This window comes from Runella sp. CRIBMP (genome assembly GCF_009905605.1).
Classification (GTDB): Bacteria; Bacteroidota; Bacteroidia; order Cytophagales; family Spirosomataceae; genus Runella.
In genome coordinates, this window is record NZ_JAAAKZ010000003.1 from 797,704 (window position 1) to 823,557 (window position 25,854).

Genomic DNA, 25,854 nt, shown 5'->3' on the forward strand with positions numbered 1-25,854 from the left:
GTCAACCAGTTGAATTTGAGTATTAGACTTTCTTATTTTTCCATTTTCCGCGTTTAAAAAGCACAATTCCTACTACTGCCAGTAGTGATTCGCTAAAAGCAACGGAGGTATAAACGCCTTCGGGACCCATCTTAAGTTGTTTTGCAAGGATGTATGCCAGTGGAATTTCGACGGCCCAAAAACAAAATAGGTTCATCAGCGTAGGCGTCAGGGTATCGCCAGCGCCGTTGAATGATTGGCTGATGACCATCCCATACGCAAAAAACAGGTAGCCTAGGCAAACGATTCGTAAGCAGTTGACGCCCGTATTGACGGTTACGGGGTCGGCATTGAACCACGATATAATGGGGCGGGAAAAAATGAAAAAGACGAGTGCAATAACGGCCAGAAAAAGAAAGTTCAAAAAAGCCGCCCGCCAAACCGAGGCTTCGGCGCGGTCGGGCTTGTTGGCTCCGAGGTTTTGTCCTACCAGCGTGGCGGCGGCATTGGCCATACCCCACGAAGGCAAAATTGTGAACACAATGATGCGGATGGCAATGGTATACCCCGCCACAATGCTTGGGCCAAAATCAGAGAGGATGCGCGTCAGGAATACCCAACTCGCGGAGGAAATCAAAAACTGACCTGTTCCGCCTGCGGCTACGCTTAGTAAATTACGAATGATGGCTATATTGACTTTAAATTGGGTAGCCAATACTTGAATGGTTCCTGTGGTTTTGGCGAGTGCATTTAATTGGTATAATACGCCTACGGTACGGCCGATGGTAGTTGCCATTGCTGAGCCTGCCACGCCAAACGCAGGCACGGGCCCCCAACCAAAAATGAATAGAGGACAAAGCAAAATATTGATTCCGTTGGCAATCCATAGTGAGCGCATGGCAACGGCGGCATCACCGCCGCCGCGTAGCACGCCACTCAACGTATAGAGGAGCATAATGGCTGGGCTGCTCGCAAAAATAATCCTTGTAAAGTTGGCCCCCGAAGCAATCAGCACCGAAGAGCCTCCCATGGCGCGTAAAATAGCCTCAGCACCCAAAAAACCGCCAAGTCCCATGGCCATGCCCAATCCCAATGAAACCAGAATAACCTGGGCGGCTGCGTGACCAGCTTCAATAAACTGTTTTTCGCCCACTCGCCTTGCTACAATGGCCGTGGCTGCGGTGCTTAGACCGATGGCAACGGAGTACACGAGCGTAAGCACCGACTCCGTAAGACCTACGGTTGCGATGGCATCGGTGCTGATTTTGGAAACAAAAAATACATCTACTACCGCAAACAAGGATTCCATGACCATTTCGAGAATCATGGGAACTGACAACAGAAAAATAGCGCGATTAATACTTCCAGAGGTGTATTCCTGTTCTTCGCCTTTGAGGGCTTGAAGTAATAACGTAAAGAATTTTTGCATGGCTGTAAATGAGAGCATTTCGTCGATTAGAACGATGAACCAAAACCGTTCAAAACACAAATTTACAAACTTTTTATATCCCACACCGAAATTCGTTTGTCATCGCTTGCCGAAACCAGCTGATTATCAAACGTTGACCAAAGAAGTTTGTTGATAGATGTGCCGTGCCCCGCGTGTCGTGCGCGGTCGATGACTTTGAGTAGTTTAAAGGTAGTGGCGTCCCATACTTTAATAGATTTGTCCATGCTACAAGTAGCCAGCCATTGCGCATCGGGGCTGTAAACTACGTGATTGATGGCAAAAAGATGCGCTACAACATCCTGATGCAAGCTATACTTTTCGGACACGTCCCAGACTTTGAGGTGCGCATCCCGACTACCAGAAATCAAAAATCGCCCGTCGGGAGAATATTGTAGGGTAAACACCGAATTGGTATGTGATACTAAGGTATAATGCAATACATGCTCGTCCAGTCCAAATATCCGGATGGTATGGTCACTGTACCCTACCGCGAGTTCGCGGGTGTGTGGGTTGATGCTGATACAACGGGCGCTTTGATTGGAGGCTTTCAAGTGCTTACGAACCGCAAATTGGTCTTTGTCCATGATTAACACTACGCCGTCTGATAGTCCAATAAAAGCTTGATTTTCAAAGAATTGAATATCGAAAATGGTGGCAGAGGTCAGGCGAATGGATGACACAACCAGCTTCTCATACGGTGCTATGCGTTGAATTCCTTCGTAGTTTTGTCCTACCCACAGTTGGTTTTTAACCGAATCATACGCCATAGAATATACCGAAGCGGGTACTTGTGCTACCACTTCTCCCCAATCTGGACGGGTCAAATCCCAATGTACAACCAGGCCATCGCCCGCTGCCGAGAAAAAATGGTGCGGTTGGAGGGCAGGTTGGAGGGCGTAAACACAATCTCGGTGTCCGGAAAATGTATCTATTTTTTGAACTTGAATTTTCGTCATGGCATAAATGAACTCCCAACCTGAGGTTGGATAAGTATAAAATTACGGGCTATATTTACGAATTACAATGAATAAGTACTTGATAACTCCTTTATAATGCCGCTGGTTCGTCAATGGACAGTTTTTGATGACTGTGAAATTTTAGTTTGGGAAATTGCCGAGGCTCCCGAAGTGTTGCTTCAGAACGTGGTGGCGGAGGCCGAAGAGTGGGATGAATTCAAAACCATTTCTCACCCCCAAAAACAATTAGAGTGGCTGACTGGGCGGTATGTCATGCAATTATTGGTGGAAAGTAAAGGTCTACCGTATGAAGGAATGGTGAAAGATGAATACGGAAAGCCTCATTTAAGACGCCGAATCGCCGAGATTTCTATTACGCATACGGTTAAGTACGTGGGGGTTACGTTGCACCCTACCAAACCGCTCGGAATTGACATGGAACGCATGGCCGATAAACTGGCCCGCGTAGCACCGAAGTTTTTGTCAGAAAATGAAAAGTTGGAGGTACGGATGGAGCTTCCAAAATTAGTAACCTACTGGTGCGCCAAAGAGGCGCTGTATAAACTAGACGGTGTGCGGCGGCTTAACTTCAAAAATCATATTTTTGTCAAACCTTTTGGGGATAGCGATGCCTATGGGCAGGGCATGGTTTCTGTCCCCGAAATTTCCCAACAATTACACCACTTGCATCGGTTTTGGGTGGAGGATTTCTGCGGAGTCGTGGCTATTTAATAGATATTGTATGTTTATTCAGGCAAAGGTTCATTCAGAATTAAGGCCATTTTTTCTATTTCATTGACCTTGTCGGTATCTCCCGTTTTTTCAAACGCCAGAGTCAGATTGCGAAGCACGCGTTTGAGAATGTCAAGATTACTGCAAGGTTGATAAAAAGTCTCGTTGGATTTTAGATTCAACTGGGCAATGTAGTGGTCAATGTCAGACCGCATAAACACCAGCCCTTTGTTAAAGACATTGATGTAAAACTGAATCGAATCCTGTTTGTACGTCAGAACAAATAGATTGGGCAAATTGACACCATAAACGGGCATATTGAGCCGCTGCGCAATAATCATGTAGATACAGCAAAGGGAAATCGGATTCCCTTTTTTTGTTTCCAACACCACGTTAATCATGGAATTGCCGGCCGAATGGAAATTTTTGGTATTCGAGCCAAACTTTAATTTCGAGAAAAAAACGTGGTTCAAGGCCCGAATTTGGTCGATTGGGTGCATATCAATCTTAAATTCAAGCCAAGTTTCGTAGTAAAACTGTTCAAAATCAGCGCGAATTTTTTCCAGCGAAAGGTCCGGATACTGATAAGTAGCCACAATCCATAACCCCTCCAAGAGGTCGACGGCTCCGCCGTTGTACCAATTGGTCAAGCGTTCGAGGGTCAATACGTATTGAAGTTCATGAATCAACTCCTCTATTTTTCGCTGTACGTCAGGGCTAAAGCCCGCACTCTCCCATTCATTCTCTAAAAAAGGAATGATTTTGCCTCCCTGTTGCCGAATTTCGCGTTCAACCAAACGAGATACTTCCTTGTCGTCGTCGTCGAGTAGCGAAACCAGCGCTTTGATTTCTTGCTCTGTCATACGGTATGATTTGGCGTTGTTGGCGATAAATAAAAACAATTTTTTTTCAGCGCCCAAATTTTATAGTTTTGTTACTCACTTTTTGCTCAATATATGAAAATATTAGTCACAGGCGGGGCGGGTTTTATTGGCTCACATACAGTCGTTGAATTACAAAAATCGGGTTTTGAACCCATTATTGTTGACAATTTTAGCAATTCAGAGGAAAAAGTATTGGAAGGCCTCGAAAAAATAATTGGTAAGCCAGTTGTTTGCTATAAAGCTGATTGCAACGATGAAGCAGCGTTGCGTGCGCTTTTTGAAAAGGAAAAAATTGGGGGAGTAATTCATTTTGCGGCCAACAAAGCCGTGGGAGAATCGGTCGAGAATCCGCTTCTTTATTACGGAAACAACATTGGTACTACGGTTCTTTTATTAAAATTAATGAAAGAGTACGGGGTGCATAATTTCGTTTTTTCTTCTTCGTGTACGGTTTATGGCCAACCTGACCATCTGCCCGTAACGGAGGCTACGCCGCGTCAGGAAGCGGCTTCGCCGTACGGCAACACCAAGAAAATATGCGAAGATATCATCCGTGATTTTATCTTTTCTAAGCCCGCCATGAAGGCTATTGCGTTGCGTTATTTTAATCCTGTGGGTGCCCACGAAACGGCCGAAATAGGGGAGTTGCCGCGCGGAGTTCCGAGCAATTTGGTTCCTTATATTACCCAAACTGCGGCGGGTTTGCGTCAAAAATTGACCGTTTTTGGCAGTGATTACAATACCCCTGATGGTACCTGTATTCGTGATTTCATTCACGTAGTAGATTTGGCCAAAGCGCACGTAAAAGCGTTGGAACTGCTGGCGGGCGTGCAGGAAGAAAACTTCTATGATGTATTTAATATTGGTACGGGCGAGGGAGTGACGGTGTTGCAGTTGATTAAGACGTTTGAAGAAGTAAATAACATTAAATTAAATTACAGCATTGGGCCGCGTCGCCCGGGCGATGTAGAACAAATTTATGCCCAGGTCGATAAGTCGCGGGAGGTGATGAAATGGCAAACCGAAAAATCGCTGGAAGATTCACTGCGGGACGCATGGCGTTGGGAACAAAAATTAGCAACACGCAAATAGTTTATATAAAGCTTTAGAATATCCGAATTTTATTCTCAACAACTATGCAAAAAATACTTATTACGGGGGGCGCTGGTTTTATTGGGTCGCATGTGGTACGACGGTTTGTGACCAACTATCCCACCACCCAAATTGTCAATTTAGACGCCCTTACCTACGCGGGTAATTTAGCTAACCTGACAGATATAGAAAGCCAACCCAATTATACGTTTGTAAAAGGGGACATTACAGACGCGGCGTTTATTGATGAACTTTTCAAAACGCATGATTTCACGGGGGTTGTTCATTTGGCGGCCGAGTCGCACGTCGACCGTTCTATTTCCGACCCGATGGCGTTTGTGATGACCAACGTAATTGGCACGGTAAATTTGCTCAATGCGGCTCGTATTGCTTGGAAAGGAAAAGAGGAAGGGCGACGTTTTTATCACGTTTCGACCGACGAAGTCTACGGAGAACTTCACGATCCGAAGGAGTTTTTTGTGGAAACGACCAGCTATGACCCACGGTCGCCGTATTCAGCATCGAAAGCTTCTTCCGACCATTTTGTGCGGGCGTACCATAACACGTACAAATTGCCCGTGGTGATTTCCAATTGTTCCAACAATTACGGTCCAAATCATTTTCCCGAAAAGCTAATTCCTTTGATGATTAACAATATTCAGAACAATAAGCCGCTTCCCGTTTATGGAAAAGGTGAGAATGTTCGGGATTGGTTGTACGTCGAAGACCATGCACGCGCCATTGATTTGATTTTTCATGAAGGTGTAAACGGAGAAACGTATAATATTGGTGGTTGCAATGAGTGGAAAAACCTTGATTTGGTATTTCTGTTGTGTAAATTAATGGATGAGAAATTAGGAAGACCCGAAGGTACATCGGTACAGTTGATTACTTACGTCACCGACCGTGCTGGCCATGATTTGCGCTATGCCATTGACCCGTCCAAGCTCATGAATGAATTGGGCTGGAAACCTTCGGTTACGTTTGAAGAAGGACTGGAGAAAACCGTGCAATGGTATTTGGATAATCAAAAATGGCTAGAAAATGTCACTTCTGGTAATTATCAAAAATATTATGACGGGATGTATGTAGACCGTTGATAATCAAGAAAAGCGTAACAAAAAAGAGAGCCCCTAGGAGCTCTCTTTTTTGTTAGAAGCGGCATTTAGATGTTTTTCCCTGCCTTTTTGGTTTGTTTAATCGTAAACGGAACGCAGATTTCTTCGGGGCAACAATTGTCGCCAGGCTCAATGATTACGGGGCAGCAGCCTTCAGCGGGGCAAGTATTATTGTTGGCCGTGAAGGTATACGTTCCTGTTTCAGTGAGTAGTACCTCATTTCCGCTGGCTATTGAGTTGGTTCCACCATCTTTAAACCATTGAACATTCGTGTATTTAGCAGGGACGTTGGCCTGTACTTTCTCCCCTACACACAACTTAAGAGGAACGGTAAAACACTGGCGATCAATGTCATCTTCTCCTTCTTGGGCATTATTTGGGGAGGAGTCTTTGTCTTTTTCGTTGGTTTTGCTGATTTCGGCGGTGTTGAAATGAACACCTTCCTGCATGGCTTTTACCTTGTAGGTCAGCGTGACGGTATCACCGTTGGCGGCGATGTTTCCAATGGTCCATTTGATGACATTTCCGCTGATGTTGGCACTGCCTCGGCTGGCGTTGAATGTTCCGTTGAGCAACTGAATGGTGGTGGCAAGGGAGTCGGTTACCTCTACGCCCGAGGCATCGTTGGTAAACTCATTCCATACTTTGATGGTATAAGTAAGGGTATCACCGATGCGGGCGATTTTGGTGCTGATGCTTTTCTTTAATGCCAAATCAATATCACAATTCTGGGCCGTGACGATGACGGCAGTGCGCGGTTGATTGATGCATTCGGGGGCACCTGTCAACGCTACATAGAAAGTGTCGGTAGCGCTTATGATACCAGTTGGTTTGAAAGAGAGTCCCGTTGCGAGTACAGACCCCCCTGTTGCGTTAGCGTACCAATTGGCCGTAACTCCGTCGAGATTGGTTCCGAAAAGAATGATTTTGAGGGTAGGGAGTGTATCTCCGATACAGGCCGTGGCATTTGGTGTAAGTAGATTAATCTGCGGACAACTACAATCCGGGGCAATAAAAGTGGTATCAAACACACAGTTGGCCCGTAGACTGTCGGTTACAATCAAATTGGTCCCGTTGGGAATACCCGTTACGGTGTAGGGGTTGGTTCCAGAAAGTGTACCCGCGTTGATTTTTAAGCTACCATTTTTGTTAGTGATAGAGAAACTAACACTGTAGACGGCGGTGCTAGGCGAACAGATTGGGGTTGATGTAACAGTCCAAACAGGCTTGATACATGGGATAATCAAAGCAGCATCAATGGTTGGATTGTCTTTGGTGATGCCTGTTTCCAAAGTATTGATGTTGATGATTGGGCTTTCTGCCGTGGTTGGGTCAAAGTCGGAGTCATTTGTGTCGTTACTGCTATTGCTCGTTATATCCTTTTTAGGGCTGATTTGGCAGGTGTCTGGCAAAGAATTGAGCACGATTTTGACTTTGTAATTACCTGAATCCAGACCTGAGAAACCGTAAATTCCGTTGGTATCGGTGGTATCGGTGGCCAGTAAGGCGTCATTATTGTCATTGTTGAGCAGTTGCACAATTACTCCTTTCACGCCAGGTTCGTTGGCATCCTGAATACCATTATCGTTGATATCTTTCCAAATAAAGTCACCGATGCTTCCTTTGAGGCAGTTTTTGGTTTCGACGGCTACGGTATCGGCACAACCTGTATTTGAGTTAGTCAAAATAAATTGATAGATACCGATTGCATCCATGCCTGTTACGACACCCGAAGTGGGGTCGATGGCGGCTATCTTAGGTGTATTGCCGAGCTGAGTCCAAGTTTCGCCGTTTGCGGCGTCGGGCAAATCAATACTGGCAATGGTGTTACAAATGGCGTTGACACCTATAATATCAGCACCGGCAATGGGTTTATCACCTACGGTTATCTGTACCGTGTCTGTACAGCCATCCACTGTGTAAACAAACTTAAAGGTTCCTGAAGTATTTGTGGCAAAACTTACATTGGCTACACCAGCAGTAGTACTTCCCAAAGTGGCACCTGAGGGATTGGCAGGACTAGATTGGGCCGTCCAGCTACCCGTCGTTGGGCCAGTACCAGTCAGCGTTGCACTTGTTCCAGCACAAACTGTTTGTGAATTTCCCGCGTTGGGTTTAGGTTTGACAGTGATGGCAACATAAGCTGTATCCGAACAGGTTGAACTGTTGCTTTCGCCAACAACGGCATAGTATCTGATTACGCCGTCGGCCGCTGGTAATTGAGCCACGCTTGGAATAAAGGTGGTTGAAGTGGCACCTGGGATAGCTGTTCCTAAGGAGGTAGATGGTAAATTATTGGCAATAGGGCCATACCATTTCTGAGAACTGACCGTTCCGGAAGTAATATTCATTGTAAAAGCCCCCGCCGTCTCTCCCTGACAAAGTATTTGCGCTGAAGTTGCCGTAATCACGGGTGTTATGCATTCCGTTACACCAATGTCCAATGTATGATTGTTTTCACCATAGCTGCCTGTGGTATATGATATGGTAGCATCAGGGTTGATGTCGCTGTCTAGTCCATCGGTTGTTGCATCTTTTGTGCTAAAAGCCGTACAAGTTGCCAATGCTCCTGCTCCCAACGCTGTTTTTACTTTGATGCTGTAGGCGGTAGCAGGCAGTAGTGTAGTATCTGCTCCTGTGCCAACCCAAGCACTGCCTAAGCGGCTCTTACTGCTAAAATACCAAGTTCCGCTTTGTCCAGCTACGGTAGCAGTTGTAACCGTTGCAAGTAAGGTTTCTCCTTTATAGAGTTCAATCTCAACGCCGTTGATACCGTCTTCACCTGCATCCTGAATACCGTCATTATCACTGTCTTTCCAAACGCGGTTCCCGATTTCTAAAGGAGCTGGGTTACACAGTAGCTCAGGATCTCCCAGCCCACCTGCTTTACCAAAGTATTGTGGGTTGTCAGTTGCATTTGGTACAATGAGATATTGATCTGTTTTCGCGCCTGTCGAAGTATTATACCAATGAAGCCCTTGGGTAAAAGCGGTTGCAGTCTGGGTTCCGCTGATAGGGTCAAAAACATTGTTAAGAATTTCCTGTGAGCCTTTTAACACAGCCAGTCCCCCCAATGAGGTTTCGTTGTGATTAAACGTAGGACCAACATCCGTATCATTATAAGATTCTGCATAGTAGAATTCGCCATTACCGCTGGGCCCGTCGGTGGCAGAGCTACTATTGGTAGTATTGTCTAGAACTGCACAGCCAGCGCTGCCTTCCTGTACATAACTGTTTCCTACTTTGCAATAGTGGATAATATCACCTGCCACATCTACCGATAAATATAGTGTTGTCGGTGATGCCTGAGGTGTAAGATTTCTAAATCCTCCTTGAAGTCCGAAACGATCCAAAAAACCAAGGTCAAGACCTGTATCTGAAAACTCAATGTCTGACAGGATAGGTTGTGCGAAAGCCCTTTCATTGAAGCTGTTGGCATTGCTTCCTCCAGTAAGCCCTGTTTCAGCCCAAGTATCAGCCCATGGATTCCAGTTCCCAGATAAAGAAGAACTAAAAACCGTCGCGGGTTCCCGGGCGTAGTTAAGCGGGAACGAAAGCTCTGTAGTAAAAGCAGTAGGATTGGACGGGTTGAATGAAAGTACGTACGCGTGTAAATTAGCCGCCACCCCGCTTGCGCCTTCAGCACTACATACTACCCCAAGATAACCTTTTCCTCCATGAAATTTCAGTGCCCACGGACGCAATTCCCCATTTGTGCAGGTAGGCAATCCGCTAAAATTAGCCAGGGGATACTGATTTACGGTTGCTGTCGAGGGAGTAGGGGTATTTGCACTCACATCCATTCGAATAAGTGCCTTTTGGTTAAGGTTCACCATCCATAAAAAATTATCGTTATCGGCTATATCAATTCCTCCAAATCCCACTTTTGCTATTTTACCAAAAGCATCTATGTCCCGGCTGTCATCAATTGTGTTGTTGGGTAGGGCATTGGCTCCTGTACGATCTACACCTCCCAGATCGATGGCGGCACCGCCGTTGCCAGGAGTAATCCCTTGTAAATTAAATGCATTTAGTAGACTGCCACCCGCAGAGGTTGAATAGTCAATCATATAAAGACCTCCCATGCCCTGAGGACCAAGCCCAGAATGGCGTTTTAAAACAGCAGAGGTAAAAACCCGTTTTTTTGCTTTCTGCCATGCATTCCCCCATGTTGTTCCGATTTGTAGAATTTGAATGTTACTGCTCATTTCAGTTCTTGCCGAACCCGAGCTGTTATAGGGCAATGTTATAAAACCGGGGTGAGTGTTACCTGATACCGTATAAATCGCATTTCCGTTTTCGTAACAGGCTAAAGCAATTAGTGGGTTAGGTTGACAATATTCTTCGGGTATATTTATCCCTAAATGAGCCCTTGCCGCTGCTCCAGCAGTTACAAATTGTACTGATGTACCATTAAATGTATTGGTGACTCCGTGAAAGCCCGAAAAACTCCCAGCAGGAATAGCGGAGAATTCAATACGGACTTTTTGCCCTGAAGCAGTAGCGCCTGAGTTCGGGAACGCATAGTCACCAAAAGACCCTGTAGTGGTTGTTGCGGTAAGTACTCCGTTTGTTGCAGTAACTGTTATACCTGCTACCCCAATTTCCTTAAATAAAGGCGTCGAGGTAGAATCTTGAGTACCGCTCCCATTATAATCTCTAAATACTTTTCCTTTTACTTGTGCCTGTGAAAAAGATACACTTGTGAGCCATATAGATAAAGCTAGAATAAATAATTTTTGCCAGTTTGGCCTACTCTTAAAAAAAATGTAGTAATCGTTTGAGTGCATAAAAGTTGTGAATTTGGCGTATACTCTATATGTGTTTTAGAATGGAATGTTTCTTAATAGTACCTTTTTGAAATAAAAAGCAGCTATTGGAGATGTCTATTTGGTATACAAATTATATGCCAATTCTTTTGTTTTTTTAAAATATATACCTATTTTAGTACTTATTAGTATATAAATTGATGTATATGGATATTAAAATAGTCATAATTATCATAAATAATATCCATAAAATCTTATCGATATTATTCCAATAAGTTTTTGCAAAAAAGTGTAAATGGTTGATTTGTAGAGGGATTGAAAGGGGTACAGTATTTTCAGGCCTCAAAGCATAAGTTTTGTGGGGCCTTGTACATTTAAAGGGGAAATTTCGTTCTAGCAGTAAAAATGTAGTGTGTAGCCAAAGGAAGGGTTAATTCGTAGCGTCAGTTTTAAAAAATGGGCCGTAGAAATTAAATGCGCATCAAACTGAAAATGCTATATAATTTGCTATTTCTAATCTCAGAATGATTCATTCTTGCGGGCATAGCCACTCTGCAAAAATTAAGCCAAACCATTTACAACCAAAAAGAGAGAGCCCCCTAGGAGCTCTCTCTTTTTGGTTGTAAAGAATTTTAGATATTTTTTCCTGCTTTTTTGGTTTGTTTGATGGTAAAAGGTACGCATAAATCTTCGGGGCAACAGTTGTCACCAGGTTCGATAATGATAGGACAACACCCTTCGGCGGGGCAGGTATTGTTAAGTGCCTTAAACGTATACGTACCAGTTTCACTCAATAATACTTCGTTGCCGTTTGCCACGGGTTCGGCGGTGCCCGTTTTAAACCATTCCACTCCCGTGTACTTAGCAGGGACGCTGGCCTGAACTTTTTCGCCGAAGCACAACTTTATTGGAACCGTAAAGCACTGGCGATCCAAATCATCCTCTCCTTCTTGGGCATTATTGGGGGAGGAGTCTTTGTCATTTTCGTTGGTTTTACTGATTTCAGCGGTGTTGAAATGGACGCCCTCCTGCATGGCTTTTACCTTGTAGGTCAGTGTGACGGTATCCCCGTTGGCGGCAATGTTTCCGATGTCCCACTTAATAACATTATTATTAATGGAAGCAGTGCCGCGCGAAGCATTAAAAGAGCCATTAATAAATTGAATGCTAATGGCAATGGAATCGGTTACTTCAACACCAGTGGCATTGTTGTTAAATTCATTCCATACTTTAATGGTATAATTGAGGGTATCACCGATTTGGGCGATTTTGGTGCTGATACTTTTTTTGAGTGCTAAGTCTACTGGATAATCGGCGAAACCTGCGTCGACTTTAAAATCATTTTGGCCAGCACCGCCCGTGGTAAATGTAGATATTACGTTAGGCCCGACCTCTTCAAAGTCAGAATCTATGTTATCGGTGGAGCTATTGGGAGTAGTAGGACTCAAACCAAGGAGAGCTGTTTGCGTAGCAAAATCGCCGATTTTAAGGAGGTATTTAGTGTTTGTTTTAAGGTCAACTTCGTACTTAATATATGAAGGCCCACCAGAAACGGTTGCTGATGAAAAGTAATATTGACCTCCGTTAGAAGATTGTACGTTGGCTAAAGCGGTACCGTTTGAATCGCACAGTGTAACTATTACGCCATCAATCCCGACCTCATTGGCATCTTGTATTCCGTTTTTATTTTTATCCCACCATATTCTATTACCGATTTCAATCGGCTGTGGTGCGCACAAAATTTCCAAATCGCCTAAACCATTTGCTTTACCAAACCCAAATACATCGTCAGTATATAGAACGGCACCTCCGTTGGGGTTTGGCGCCTCTCCGGTAGCATTTCCGTCTTTATTGCCATTTGAATTAATGAGGCGTTTGATTCCCCCGGTATTGGGTATATCAGTGGGGTTAATGGCGGTCATGGCGAGTTTGCCACTGCCTGCCAAAAGTGCTAGGCCCGCTTGAGAACTAATTTCATGGTTGTTGCCGTCTTGGGAACGGTCTCCCCAATAGTATTTTCCTCCACCGATGCCAGGCATACTCATTTGTTGAATTGACGCCGTACTTCCACAAACCGAACCGTTGTTTTCAATAATCCACGTCCCGTTGGGGCCGCATGGGCCTGCCCGTAAAATTTCTCCAGGGCCGATAACGGTTACAAAATTGGTATCATTTGCAATAGGGAATCGATTATTGAATCCCATTTGATCGGCAAAACGGTCGCGGAGACCAATAATCATGGAACCGTCAACATCAAACTCGATGTCGGTGAGCCAGGCTTGTGGATAAGTCGTGAAATTATTGTCTCTGTCGGGGACCAAATACGGAAGCGGAATCCATGGACGCCATTTTTGGCCTCTTGCGTCGCTGGTGGGGATATCGGCGTTGGAGGCACCTTTTAAATAAGTAAGGGGAAAACTGAGTACTTGCGTAAAGGTTCCATTTTCGAAAGCATAAACGGTGGCGGCCAGTCCAGTGGTGTCGCTTTTGTCAAGGGCATCTTCGCGGGTACAAACTACACCTATATATACTTTATTGCGATAATATTTGGTCGCAAACGGACGATAACTTTGCCCATTACAGGGGTTAGGAATGAGGTACGAAACGGTATCTTTCGTAGCTATATCCAAAGCATACAGTCTTCGATTGTTTAGATTGGTCAACCAAAGGGTTTTGCCATCATCTGAAATGTCCAAATCACCAATGCCAACCTTTCCTACGGCGTCGTATGCTGGAATATCATAACTGTCGAGACGAGCATTGGCCGTAATACTGTCGGGAAGGTCAGTGTGCATGTCAACGCCCGCTACCGAGCCCAAGTTAAAAAACTCAGTGGTAGTGGTATCTGAGCTTCCAAGGGTTGTGACAAAAATGGCCCCTGGGCCTTGTTCGGCAAAACCAACATGACGTTTGGTAAAAGCGGCGGTGAAAATTTGGGCGGTTTCGCGTTTGTAAGCAATACCCCACACCGAGCCAAGGTCTTTTACGAAGGCATAATGGGAGACAACCTTGGTAGTGTCAATCACTTCAAACGGGACTCCTACCAGTATATCAAGGTTGCCGAGGGGAGTAGTGGCGGCATTGACAGATACAAAGCAAGTCGTTACCAATTGGGGGTTGTCTGTATCGCAATAATGATTAGGGTAATTAATTCCTAAATTAACCCCGGTAGAATTTCCAACAACAAACTGAACCGAAGTATTACTTCCAGTTGGATTAAACGGGCCGTCATAGTCGTTTACGAGAAAATCCTTAAATTCTACACGTAGTGTATCCGAATCAGGTGTATTGGTGAGCGTATAGGAGCCATCAGAGGCGGTACGGGTCGAGTCGGCCAACGAACCGTCTTTCTTATAAGCACAAACTAAAATACCTTGGACCCCTATTTCATTAAAGGTCGCGGTATTTGTTTTAAGTCCATCAGCGTTAAAATCTCGGAAGACTATCCCCTGAATTGTTTGTGCTTCTGCCACTGTTCCTGTTAAACAATAAAGAAAAGCACACTGAACTACGTAAAGAACAACTGAACTTAGCCCCTTCACACCTTTGGAGAGTGCATACTCGTACAAAGCCCCCATACCCCGAATATTTAATTATGATAATTTTTGCCAGCGAAACAAATGAAAATATATACCATTTGTAACGATTTTAGAGCAATAAATATACCATAACTCTCATTAAAGATCGAAAAGGAGGAGCTATATCTTAATAAAGAGCAGAAAAAGAGGGGAATTTTCTTTTTGAAGTAAAAATTAGGGGTTTTTAGTGGGCTTCCTTTGCCCGAGAACTACTTAAGTAGGTAATAAAATGAGGGCATCAAGAACCGTACCAAAAAATGAATTTTATAGGTTATTTTTCATTTGCTTGTCCATAAATGAGTGTCAATTAGGGCTTTTTTAGGCTTTTGGACTCAATTAATCAGCTTCCTTAGCGAGTTGGTAGAGATTTACGCCGAATTTTAGATGTAAGAATGTTAGAAATTGGATCAATAAGTATAATATGTAATTTTTTATCCCAAAAAGAATTGTTACTGGGTGCTCTTAATTGGACCTTTGAGGATAGGCGGGAGACGTTGAAATTGCTGGTGGCTAAGATTCAGAAATAATACGATAAAAATGGGTATACCCCTAAACGACATGACCCCGTCTCAAGGAGACGGGGTCAATGCTACACACTTTACCCTACTTTGAAAATTATTTTGAAGCTATCGAATAGCTCGCTTATTGCTTTTCCATAACATTGAGTACAGCCAATATGAATTACTCTTTGAAGAGTTTTTACGACTGCTTTATCGACCACTAAATTACTGTGAATTTGAATACAGACTGCGTTATTTTGGCTCAAAAAACCGTGAAACCTAACTATTGGCCGGTGAAATGACTATAAAAGCGGGTGAAATGACTGTATTGATGGGTGAATTTGTAGGCTTGTTTTTACTCTTTAGACATAAATTTTGACAACAAAATAAAAAATCCTCGGTTGGACGAGGATTTTTTGAGTTCTTAAAACTGAGATTTTGGATCAAATAAGGATTCCCTGTCGAACCAACTCTTTGAAAATAAATTTCCCGAGCGCTTGTTTAGGGTTGACAAAAGGCGGCTTCAAAAGATAATTTTTTAGACCGTCAGAAATTTCGTACGTTGAATAAAGTATTTTGTCAAACAATACTGGAGCGTCTTGTAGCTCAAAAATACTATACCTACTAAAGTTGAATTCGTAATGAACTCTTTTGTATGCCGAATTTGGCGGTGACTGTAATGAATCTTCCCGGCTGATTAGTGCATTGTGGATATAGTTCCATCCTTCCCATTGTTCAGGATAGGAGGCCACATATTTGGCAAAAAAATCGAAAAGATATTGTAATGTTTTGGTTGAAAACTCCTCCCTCGAAGTTCCTGGCTCGGCTTTTATGGCCTCGCCCGCATAAAGCATATTAGTGCGGTCGGGCTTACGGTACGAAACAACAGGGACGAGTGGCACGCCAGTGATATAACTAAGATAGGTCATCCCTTTGCGTGCGTTAATTTTTTGACTTAAAAAGTCTACTGGGTCAAGTTTTTCATCTCCTGTACCAGTGTTGCCATCTAAGTATACTAACAGTGATCTGCCAGATTTAAGCTCGCGGACCAACTTCAATAAAATTTGAGGGTCTTCTGCATTTAATACACTTACCTCACTGTTGGTATCATACTTCTCCTTCATGCGAGCGGTATAGCTCATCATGGATTCGATTTGTTTACTATAAACATCCTGCCTGACGATGGTAGAGAAGTTGTGCCCCATCCTGATAAGCAGGTTTGCAATGATTCTGTAAGAGCCTAAGTGAAACGTACAGAAAATCTGAGGCGTTTTGTTGGATTTAAGCGATTTTATGTTGCCTTTGACATCGCAGAAATCACCAATTTGCAGTAAATTGCGCTCAAAACTTTCAAAAGCTAAATTAGTCAGTAAACTTTTGAAAAGTTCGGCATGTTCTGATGGGGGGATTTCTGGGAGAAAGTTGGTAAGGTTGGCCGAAAAAATAGCAAACCTTACCGTATAACCTTCCTCTTCGTGTAAATTCACTCGGTTGAGCGCGTCTTCACAGTCAAGAAGTGCACGTTTATAATTGGCTAAATCCGAGGTTCTCATGCGATTATAATTAAAGAGCTAATGATTGTTCTGCCTGCTTCTCAAGTGAGATACCGTAGCAAGAGGCCATTGGATCTTTATCACCGAAATTCAGGAGGCGGCTTGATTCGTTTTTAGCATAGAATTTGCCTTCTTTGATGAATGAATTCAAAGCTTTTTTTGGTTGGATGCTGAATGACTTTTTCATAATTGTTGTGTTTTGAATTAAGTGAAATAATGATTTTAAAATATTGATTTACAATTCCTTGCGTTAAAAGATTTTGCTATATTTATCGTTCTAATCTTTCGACAATGCAAAGGTAGAGTACATCTAAGTTGCAGCCTATCCGTACTAATTGCTATATTTGTAGTGCTTTATAGTCATTATTGACTATTTTGTGTACTTTTGGAGTAGTCAAAGTGTGAAAGTTGAAGTTATTATCAGGTAGTGTAGAGCGTTTTTTGTTATTATGAGTTCACTAACACTGACTCGGTCTCTTTATAGGAGCCCACAAAATGGATTGATTTTCTTGCTGGTGATAGTCCTCTTCTTTGAAATCATAGGATGGGCTATTTCACCCGCTAATAAGCTATACACTTACAGCTCGTACCAAACGCTCTTCTCTTACTTAAAGAATCTGTTTCTGGGTTTACTTGCACCTGAATTTTGCACCCTCTACATAATGGTGTTTTTAATTGATGTATTTCACCGTTTCCTAGGCATTCGGAAGGTTAATATCAATTTCTCGTCCATGATTAAATACGAGGCGGCATTTCTGCCTTTGTTCTTTATTTCGTTTTTCTTATTCTTCCCGATTACCTTACACGTTCGCTTTTTACTCAGAGAGTTTCCAAACTATTCCTTACATCGCTACATTGAGTTGTACGTTTTTCAAGGGTTTACCTTGCAAACCTACCTTATGTATCTGCCGTTTGTTGTATTGTTAGGGTACATCTTAGTAAATGCCGCATTGGTAAAAGATTTTTTAGACAGTGGTGATTCTTCTCAGGTAAAAATCACTCCGATTATCCCCACTACTACCGTTTTTATACCAATAGAACCCTCAACCACTTCGTTACAACCAGTGGGAGTTGAAAAAAAAGAAATGTACCCGCGAGTCATTGAAGCCAAGACGGGTACGGGAGATGTTTATCTGAAATTAGAGGAATGCTATTACTTTGAGACAGACGAAGAGCGGTATTATGTCGTACATCCAAAGGGACGTTTTCGAGTCATGAAACCCTTATCTGTTTTAGAAGAAGAATTAGATCCACTACATTTCTTCCGGGTTCACCGTAGCTACATCATTAATCTAGACCATCTTGACAGCTATATTTATTGGGAAAAAGGTAAATATATCGTTTATATCAAAACAGCGGCTGAGATTAAAGAGATGATGATGTCTCGCCAACGTTTCCCCGCCTTCAAAGATGCCCTTGCTGCCAATCGGAGCAGGTAATGCCTTTTTTCATAACGTATTTATGTGAGATTTGATTTGTAGACCAAATTTCAGTAATTGTCGGTTACTCGAAAGCCCCAGCTTATGGATTAAGTTCTGTTTGTGATTGGCTAATGTCCGATAGCTAATACAAAGTGAATCAGAGATTTCATAACCCGTTAAGCCTTCTGTTACTAAATAAAGAATCTGCTTCTCTCGATTGGTTAATGTTTTCAGTTTTTGCTGCGTATCGCTGTCAATTTCATTAAGGCCCTGTTTCTTGATTAAATCTTTGAATCCATCGCTGTAGTATTTTGATTGCGTCTGAATGTAAATGAGGCATTTGTAGAGCTCTTCCAACCGGTCTTCCGAATACAAGTATCCCTGGAAATTGGCGTCTAGGGCTTTGGTCAACTCTTTTGAATTTGAATTGTTGAAGTAAAGAACCAGTTTAGGAGGACTTGACGATTCCGAAAGTTCCTTCAGTAGATGATTGGTTTCTTTGCCAATTAAATTTGCTTCAACAATAACGCACTTAGGCTTCTTAGTGTGGATTTTTTGGATTAGATCATCGAGTTCGTTGGCACGCCCAACAACATCAAATCCTTCTCTCTCCAGAAGTTTGCTTAATACCTCGCAGGAAAATGGTTCTTCTTTTGCTACCAATACAGAAGAGTCAAGTTTGCGAATTCTCATTTCATTGTTTTTCATAGTCGTTTTTTGAGGATAGTTCAAGCGGTTTGGTATGAAGATACATTAAGGTATACCCAAAACACAAGTTTTTTCCGTGAATCCTATCTTTTTATCCGTGAAACGACTATGAAATTGGCGTTTCACGGATTTTATACTAAAAAATCCTCATTTTGTATGAGGATTTTTGGGATATAATTTGACTTAAAAAACATTAAAACTGTTCTGTTTTTGAGAAGTAAAAACTACCCTCTAGGGCAGCGTTTTCGTCGGAGTCAGAGCCATGAACGGCGTTGGCTTCGATAGACTTAGCAAACAATTTTCGGATGGTTCCTTCTGCTGCCTGCGCTGGATTGGTTGCGCCAATCAAGGTGCGGAAGTCAGCGACTGCGTTTTCCTTCTCCAAGATGGCCGCATAAATCGGGCCCGACGACATATAGTTGCAAAGGTCGTTGTAAAAAGGCCGCTCGGCGTGCACAGCATAAAACTCACCTGCCCGCTCTTTGGTCAACAACGTCTTTTTCAATGCTACAATTCGGAATCCTGCTTCTTCAATTAATTTGAGAATCGCTCCTGAGTTACCATCCGCTACGGCGTCTGGTTTAATCATCGTAAATGTTCGGTTAGTCGTCATTTGTTGGTTCATTTGTAGTTAAAAACAATTTTTGAGCAGCGGATAATCACTGCTTCATACCAGAACGCTACTGGTCAGGTACATGCCATTAGGACAAAATAACGTAGCTGTCTTTCTAAAATAATGCCTCAAAATTAGGAAGTCTATACGGCTTTCGGAAACATTTCAACGAAAGTTACTAACTTTGCAGGCTATGCAACAGTGGAACGCCTTTTACGAGCTTATTAATTCGGATTCTAAACGTTTTGTGATTATTACCCATCAAAACCCCGACGCAGATGCGATTGGGTCGTCGTTGGGGTGGAAATTGTACCTTCAGAAAAAAGGCCACACCGCTACGGTTATTGTTCCTAATGAATGCCCATCAAATTTGCGTTGGATGCCCGACTATGCCGAGGTGATTACATTTGATCAGAATGCACAGACGGTTGCTCAATCCAAAAAACTTCTCCAAGAAGCAGATGTCATCTGTTGTTTAGATTTTAATGCATTGCATCGAATCAAAGGCTTGGGGAGTTTGGCGCAAAGCTCAGAAGCAACTAAAATACTGATAGACCATCATTTGGAGCCAGAATCGTTTGCTGATTTTGAATTTTCAGACACTACCAAGGCCGCGACCGCTCAGTATGTTTGGGAAATCATTAAACAAATGGGTGATGCTGAATTGGTAGATAAACCCATCGCAGAATGCCTCTACGCTGGCATTATGACCGATACAGGTTCTTTCAGGCACGGTAATACTACCCCCGAAGTACACTTAGCAGTGGCCGATTTGATGAAGACGGGCTTGAATACAAACTATGTTCACCGGGCTATTTTCGATAATAATTCATTGGGGAGAACCCGACTGCTGGGGTACGTATTGTCGGAAAAACTTACTTGGCTGCCCGAATACCGCACCGTTTATATGACCCTTTCGCTGGAGGAACTCAAACGGTTTAATTCCGAAATTGGAGATACGGAGGGAATTGTCAATTTTGGACTCTCGCTCGAAAACGTTGTCATGTCTGTATTGCTCATTGAGCGCCGGGATGAAATAAAACTGTCGTTTCGTTCGGTACAAGATTTTTCGGTCCGCGAACTTGCCAACAAATACTTTTCCGGAGGAGGGCACAAGAACGCATCGGGCGGGCGCACAAGTACGAGTTTACCCGAAACGGTAAATTTACTTTTATCCATCTTGCCCGAATACCAAACCCAACTTTTAAACGTTGAGAAATAGTTTGGTTGTCAATACCTTACCAAAATTAAACATTAAATATCAATAAAATCAATCACAAATAACGCATAACAATTAACTGTGCAAGAGCACTCATTTCATGAAATTTAAATCAATACTTTCTTTGTTTGCGGCGGGAGCCTTGCTTGCTGCGTGTAACAATCGCGTCAGTGTAAGCGATACAGGCTTAAAATACCAAATTCATGACCAAAAAGGTGATGGCCGCAAACCCAAAATCGGTGATATATTGACAGTACAATTGGTACTGAAAAACAGCCGTGACTCGGTGTTGCGTGATACTTATAAAGAAGGCCGCCCTCTCCAGGTGATGCTCCAAACGCCTCCGTTCAAGGGCTCGTTTGAGGAAGGTTTGGCAATGCTTGCCAAAGGAGATAGCGCTTCCTTTTTTGTAAGTGCAGACTCGCTCTTTACGCGTATGATGCAGCCTCTGCCTCCAGGCATTGCTAAAGGAACAGACATTCAGTTTACAGTAAAAGTCATTGAAGTTCAGAACGAGCAGGAATTCCAAAAAGGACAAGCCGCCGCTCGCGAAGGACAGGTAAAAGTCGATGCTAAAATCATTGATGCTTACGTAGCCAAAAATTCTTTGAAAACCGTTGAAACGCCATCGGGGTTAAACTACGTAATCGTAAAAGAAGGCGACGGAGTTAAGCCTGTGGCAGGCAATATGGTGTCTGTTCATTACGTTGGGAAATTGTTGGATGGTAAAGAATTTGATAGTTCTTACAAAAATCCACAAAGCGGTGGCAAACCCGTTGATTTTCCAATTGGCCAGGGAATGGTTATTCCAGGTTGGGAAGAAGGAATCATGAACATGAAAAAAGGAGGGAAAAGCACGTTTATTATCCCATCAAGCTTAGCTTATGGTGAGGCTGGTTCTCCTGGTACTATTCCGCCAAACTCCGTATTGGTGTTTGATGTTGAGCTTGTAGATGTTAAGAATGCACCCAAGCAGCAATAAATAGTTGTTAGTGAACAGTGATTAGTGAGTCGTTTTTTGAATGGCAGCACCCACCAACCACCTCTCACTAATCACTTTTACATAATCACTTAATTACAAATTATCTAATAAACCAGAATGAGGGGGACGTTAATTTTAGGGTTAGCAGTAAGCTTAGCTGTTACAATTGTAGCTTGCGAGCAAACCGAAGAAGCCTTTCAAGACCGTAAAACACGCGATAATAAAGCGGAAATACGGAGCTATCTGCTCGCTAATAACATACAGGCAGACAGTCTTCGGAATGGATTGTATTTCAGTATCTTGAATAAAAATCCGAATGCTCAAAAACCGCAGATCGGCGATGAGATTACGTTTCGTTACATTGCCCGGCGCCTAGATGGTACTATCGTTGATAGTAGTCAAGTAGGGATAAATGATGTATATATTCGCTCGTTTAATTCCAATGATATTACGGCGGCGGGGTATGCAATGACTTACCGCTTCAATGCAGTACCTTCGTTTGAAGAACTTTTAGCAGCACCACAGGAAAAAATCAGGGAGGGCGATAAAGTCTCGCTGTTTGTTCCGTGGTCGCTGAGAGGAACAGGGGATGTGTCGCTGTTGGCACCTTTATATATTCCAATTAGATACGATTTGGATATTCTTAAAGTGAGAACCGAAGAAGAGCAAATTGATGATTTTGTGGCATTAAACAAAATCCAAGGATTGGAAAAAAATCCAACGAATGGCCTTCGATTTGTAAAAACCAAAGCATATCCCGACTCCGCATTGATTGCCGTTAATACCACCGTGAGTGTGACTTATACGGGAAAATTGGTTCGGAACGGAGTACAATTTGATGCTGGAACAATCGACGTAAGTGTGGTAGACCCGACAGGTAATGCCTCTGGAGGAGTAGTAAAAGGCTTTAACGACGGAGTAGCAAAGCTCCGATTCGGTGAAAAAGCAATTGTCATTTTTCCATCGGCACTTGGCTATTCAGTACAGGGCAGTGCTGGAAAAATTCCTGCGTATTCGCCACTTTATTTTGAAATAGAAGCCAAACGAAAATAATTAGTTTACTAAAAGCGGCGTTAGCGTCGCTTTTTTTATGTTCCATTTTATGCAACTCTGTTTTGCCACCAACAATGCCCACAAGTTGGCAGAAATTAAGGCGCTTTTGGGGGGAACCTTTGCGCTCAAAACATTGAAAGAAATTGGTTGTGAGGAAGAACTTCCCGAAACCACCGAAACCATTGAAGGCAATTCCCGTCAAAAGGCCGAATACGTTTGGGAACATTTTGGTGTCGATTGTTTTGCCGATGATTCAGGACTCGAAATTGCCGCCCTCAACGGTGCGCCGGGCGTACATTCGGCCTATTATGGTGGTTCAAGGGATTTTCAGGGCAACATAGCGCGGGTATTGGAAGAGCTAAAATCAGAGTCTGACCGAAGCGCACGTTTTAAGACTGTTATTACGTTGGTTGTTCAGGGCAAGGTTTATCAATTTGAAGGGATTATCACGGGTCAGTTGATGAAAGAACAACGCGGAAGCCAAGGGTTTGGTTATGACCCTATTTTTGTTCCAGATGGCTACGAACGAACGTTTGCTGAAATGTCGATTGAGGAGAAAGGTAAAATCAGCCATCGTTCTAGGGCTTTTGCCCAGTTAGTCGATTTCTTACAGTCTTATTCTGGATAGTAAACTACAAGCAGTAAAGGTATTTTGTATTTTTTTTTCAGTTCTGTGGCATCAAGCTAGGCTATTTTGCGTGTGCGTATGGATTGATAAACATTCTTTCCATAAAATCGCTGCTATTGGTTACGTCTTTTTAGTATTTTTACTTTTCTTAAAACTATACCTCTAACAGCGCTTGGCGCTTTTTGTCACTTCACGTATGCATTATCGCCTCTACTCCGACAACCCCGAAAGCCGTTATATTGAGGTAGAGTGTCGTATCAAAACTGAGGAAACCCACACCCTTGAGGTTCAGCTGCCAACTTGGCGCCCAGGAAGGTATGAGTTGCAGAATTTTGCCAAGAATATTCAAAGATTCGGGGTTTTTGATAGAGCTGGAAATCCGCTTTTGTTCAAAAAAATCACCAAAGACCGCTGGCAGATTCAAACCCAGGGAGAAACGGATATTGTAATACAGTATAACTATTACAGTGCCGTTCTAAACGCTGGAAGCAGCTATGTAAGCGAAGAATTTTGGTACGTCAATCCCGTTAATTTGTGCCTTTATACCGACCAAAATCTTCACGAATCCTGTACGTTGGAGTTGGTTATTCCAGATAATTTTGTGGTGGCCTGTGGTCTAAAGCAGATTTCAGAACCTACCCAAATTGGAAAAAAAACGCTGCTCGCGAAGGACTATTATGAGTTAGTGGATAGTCCTTTACTGGCATCGCCCACCATTCAAAGTAGGTCTTATAAAATCAATACGACTACTTTTTATGTTTGGATGCAGGGAAATATCAAGCCCGATTGGAACCGAATCTTAATTGATTTTGAAAAATTTACCGCTGCACAAGTCAGCACTATGGGAGATTTTCCTGAATCTGAATACCATTTTTTAAACCTTATTCTATCCACGCCCTTTTATCATGGAGTAGAGCATCGGCATTCGACCATGATTGTCTTAGGGCCTGATGATGAGGGAGAAGGCTTATATACCGACTTGCTAGGGGTAAGCTCACATGAGTTGTTTCATGCTTGGAACATTATCAGGATACGGCCCCAGGAACTCTTACCGTACGATTTTACGAAAGAAAATTACTTCACCACCTGTTTTGTGGCCGAAGGGGTGACCACCTACTACGGAGATTTGTTTTTGCGACGTTCGGGCATTTTTGATGATGTGGCCTATTACCGTGAACTTCAAGTATATATGAAGCGACATTTTGAAAACAACCGTGATGCGCAGCAATCCTTGGCGGAGTCGTCGTGGGATTTGTGGTTGGACGGATACGAAAAAGGAATTCCTAAGCGCAAAGTGTCGGTATATCATAAAGGCGCTTTGGTGGCGTTAATATTGGACATTACGATTCGCAAAAATCATCAGCACAAAAAATCTTTAGATGATGTAATGCGGCTGATGTGGCAACGTTTTGGAATACCATTTGTAGGATATTCGTTTGAGGATTATCAATCTGTGGTGGAAGAAGTGGCAGGAGAGTCTCTGGATTGGTATTGGAAAGATTGTATTTTGAGTAATATCCCTCTTGAAAATCACCTTAATCATGCGCTTTCGTGGGTAGGTCTCCAAATGGTTACGTTTAGTGACGGAACGGTACATTTGCAGGAGTTGGAGAATGAACGCGCTATTTTACAAAGAAATAAATGGCTGAATAGCGATATTTAGCCAAAATATGAGCATATTAGTTTGTTTTTTATATATTTATCACTTATTCATTGGGATATAAAATCAAGTACACAAATGAAAATAACGCCGATTGAGATTCGCCAGCATACGTTTCAAAGAGTCTTACGTGGATATGATATGGAGGAGGTTGGGGCATTCTTAACGTCTCTTTCCAATGAGTGGGAGCGAGTATTGAACGAAAACAAGCTGCTGAAAATGCAATTGGAGATTGCGGAAAAAGACTTGAATAAACTCCGCGAAGTAGAATTGACGATGTTTCGGATGCTCAAAACGGCAGAAGATACTAGTGCTCAAATGACCGAACAGGCCAAAGTAGCCGCCGAACAGTACATTGAAGATGCGCGTCAAAAAGGAGAAGAACTGGTAAACGACGCCCGCAAAAAGGCAAATATGCTGATTGTTGATGCCGAAAATCAATCCAAATACGTGCGCGAAGAAATCCTTGGGGAGTTTAAAAACCACGAGCGGGATTTCAAAGCCATGGAAAAATACCGCGATAATCTGATTGTTCAATTAAAAGCCCTTGCCAACAATACCGTCGATAGTATCGAACGTTTTGAAAAGAAATTTTCGCAAGTTACCGTTCAGGAAAAATTTGAGGATTTACGAATTCAGGTAAGCGATTCTCTTAAAGTTGGTGAAGAAGGCCAAAAAGCACGATTGGAATTGGAGAAAACGGTAGAAGAGGTTGTGGGAGGTGAAACGCAAGAGGCTGAAGAAGGCGTGGATGAAGTAGAAAATGAAATAACGGCCGAAGCGACGGAAGAAGTAACCGACGCGGCTGATGTGGCGGCGGTGGAAGAAACCAAGGAAGAGGAAGCCCCAGAAGAACCGTCGGAAGAAGAAAAACAGGCCGAAAAAGACAAAAAAACGAAGGAAGAAGGGTCGTTTTTTGACCAGATTGGGTAATTAAATACAGAAAAAAACGGGTTACG

The 25,854-nt window shown here is 43.0% G+C and carries 19 protein-coding genes; 10 read left to right on the plus strand and 9 right to left on the minus strand.

Going from position 1 to position 25,854, the window contains the following annotated elements; all coding sequences use genetic code 11:
- Nucleotides 1–22 precede the first annotated feature (22 nt).
- The gene (locus GVN20_RS13135) at nt 23–1,408 is read right to left on the minus strand and encodes an MATE family efflux transporter (RefSeq protein ID WP_166558823.1); all 1,386 of its coding nucleotides are present in this window, start codon (nt 1,406–1,408) and stop codon (nt 23–25) included.
- Between the two features lie 62 nt (nt 1,409–1,470).
- Nucleotides 1,471–2,385, minus strand: a complete 915-nt coding sequence (locus tag GVN20_RS13140) for a WD40 repeat domain-containing protein (RefSeq protein WP_166558753.1) — start codon at nt 2,383–2,385, stop codon at nt 1,471–1,473.
- A gap of 96 nt (nt 2,386–2,481) precedes the next feature.
- On the opposite strand from GVN20_RS13140, the gene GVN20_RS13145 reads away from it, so the two are divergent.
- Nucleotides 2,482–3,117 (plus strand): 4'-phosphopantetheinyl transferase superfamily protein, encoded by a 636-nt coding sequence (locus GVN20_RS13145; protein ID WP_166558754.1) that lies wholly within the window; start codon nt 2,482–2,484, stop codon nt 3,115–3,117.
- Nucleotides 3,118–3,131: 14 nt separating this feature from the next.
- Here the strand turns inward: GVN20_RS13145 and GVN20_RS13150 are convergent, their stop codons facing one another.
- Nucleotides 3,132–3,980, minus strand: coding sequence for a transglutaminase-like domain-containing protein (locus GVN20_RS13150; RefSeq protein ID WP_166558755.1), 849 nt, complete (start codon nt 3,978–3,980; stop codon nt 3,132–3,134).
- Between the two features lie 93 nt (nt 3,981–4,073).
- Between GVN20_RS13150 and galE the strand changes: the two genes are divergently transcribed.
- Nucleotides 4,074–5,093 (plus strand): UDP-glucose 4-epimerase GalE, encoded by a 1,020-nt coding sequence (galE, locus tag GVN20_RS13155; RefSeq protein WP_166558756.1) that lies wholly within the window; start codon nt 4,074–4,076, stop codon nt 5,091–5,093.
- A gap of 44 nt (nt 5,094–5,137) precedes the next feature.
- Complete coding sequence (gene rfbB / locus GVN20_RS13160; RefSeq protein ID WP_166558757.1) at nt 5,138–6,193, plus strand: dTDP-glucose 4,6-dehydratase; 1,056 nt, start codon at nt 5,138–5,140, stop codon at nt 6,191–6,193.
- Nucleotides 6,194–6,258: 65 nt separating this feature from the next.
- Here rfbB and GVN20_RS13165 read toward each other — a convergent pair whose 3' ends face one another.
- From GVN20_RS13165 to GVN20_RS13180, 4 genes are all read right to left on the minus strand, one after another.
- Nucleotides 6,259–11,001, minus strand: a complete 4,743-nt coding sequence (locus GVN20_RS13165; protein ID WP_166558758.1) for an SdrD B-like domain-containing protein — start codon at nt 10,999–11,001, stop codon at nt 6,259–6,261.
- Between the two features lie 611 nt (nt 11,002–11,612).
- Nucleotides 11,613–14,558, minus strand: coding sequence for an SdrD B-like domain-containing protein (locus GVN20_RS13170; protein WP_166558759.1), 2,946 nt, complete (start codon nt 14,556–14,558; stop codon nt 11,613–11,615).
- Nucleotides 14,559–15,501: 943 nt separating this feature from the next.
- A complete protein-coding gene (locus GVN20_RS13175) occupies nt 15,502–16,611 on the minus strand; it encodes a hypothetical protein (RefSeq protein WP_166558760.1) in 1,110 nt (369 codons plus the stop codon).
- A gap of 10 nt (nt 16,612–16,621) precedes the next feature.
- A complete protein-coding gene (locus tag GVN20_RS13180; protein WP_158549974.1) occupies nt 16,622–16,798 on the minus strand; it encodes a hypothetical protein in 177 nt (58 codons plus the stop codon).
- Nucleotides 16,799–17,342: 544 nt separating this feature from the next.
- On the opposite strand from GVN20_RS13180, the gene GVN20_RS13185 reads away from it, so the two are divergent.
- Complete coding sequence (locus GVN20_RS13185; RefSeq protein ID WP_166558761.1) at nt 17,343–18,050, plus strand: LytTR family DNA-binding domain-containing protein; 708 nt, start codon at nt 17,343–17,345, stop codon at nt 18,048–18,050.
- Nucleotides 18,051–18,059: 9 nt separating this feature from the next.
- Here GVN20_RS13185 and GVN20_RS13190 read toward each other — a convergent pair whose 3' ends face one another.
- Entirely contained in the window at nt 18,060–18,740 is a 681-nt protein-coding gene (locus GVN20_RS13190; protein ID WP_114460064.1) for a LuxR C-terminal-related transcriptional regulator, read from the minus strand.
- A gap of 193 nt (nt 18,741–18,933) precedes the next feature.
- Entirely contained in the window at nt 18,934–19,353 is a 420-nt protein-coding gene (locus GVN20_RS13195) for a nucleoside-diphosphate kinase (protein WP_114070388.1), read from the minus strand.
- A 193-nt stretch (nt 19,354–19,546) separates the two neighbouring features.
- Between GVN20_RS13195 and GVN20_RS13200 the strand changes: the two genes are divergently transcribed.
- From GVN20_RS13200 to GVN20_RS13225, 6 genes are all read left to right on the plus strand, one after another.
- Nucleotides 19,547–20,575 carry a bifunctional oligoribonuclease/PAP phosphatase NrnA gene (locus GVN20_RS13200; RefSeq protein WP_166558762.1) on the plus strand — a complete coding sequence of 343 codons (1,029 nt, stop codon included), beginning with the start codon at nt 19,547–19,549 and terminating at the stop codon, nt 20,573–20,575.
- A gap of 97 nt (nt 20,576–20,672) precedes the next feature.
- Entirely contained in the window at nt 20,673–21,554 is an 882-nt protein-coding gene (locus GVN20_RS13205; protein WP_114068748.1) for an FKBP-type peptidyl-prolyl cis-trans isomerase, read from the plus strand.
- Between the two features lie 117 nt (nt 21,555–21,671).
- A complete protein-coding gene (locus GVN20_RS13210; RefSeq protein WP_166558763.1) occupies nt 21,672–22,607 on the plus strand; it encodes an FKBP-type peptidyl-prolyl cis-trans isomerase in 936 nt (311 codons plus the stop codon).
- A gap of 49 nt (nt 22,608–22,656) precedes the next feature.
- A complete protein-coding gene (gene rdgB, locus GVN20_RS13215) occupies nt 22,657–23,235 on the plus strand; it encodes an RdgB/HAM1 family non-canonical purine NTP pyrophosphatase (RefSeq protein ID WP_166558764.1) in 579 nt (192 codons plus the stop codon).
- Between the two features lie 196 nt (nt 23,236–23,431).
- Nucleotides 23,432–24,898, plus strand: a complete 1,467-nt coding sequence (locus tag GVN20_RS13220; RefSeq protein WP_166558765.1) for a M61 family metallopeptidase — start codon at nt 23,432–23,434, stop codon at nt 24,896–24,898.
- A 75-nt stretch (nt 24,899–24,973) separates the two neighbouring features.
- Nucleotides 24,974–25,828, plus strand: a complete 855-nt coding sequence (locus GVN20_RS13225; protein WP_166558766.1) for a DivIVA domain-containing protein — start codon at nt 24,974–24,976, stop codon at nt 25,826–25,828.
- The last annotated feature ends 26 nt before the right edge of the window (nt 25,829–25,854 follow it).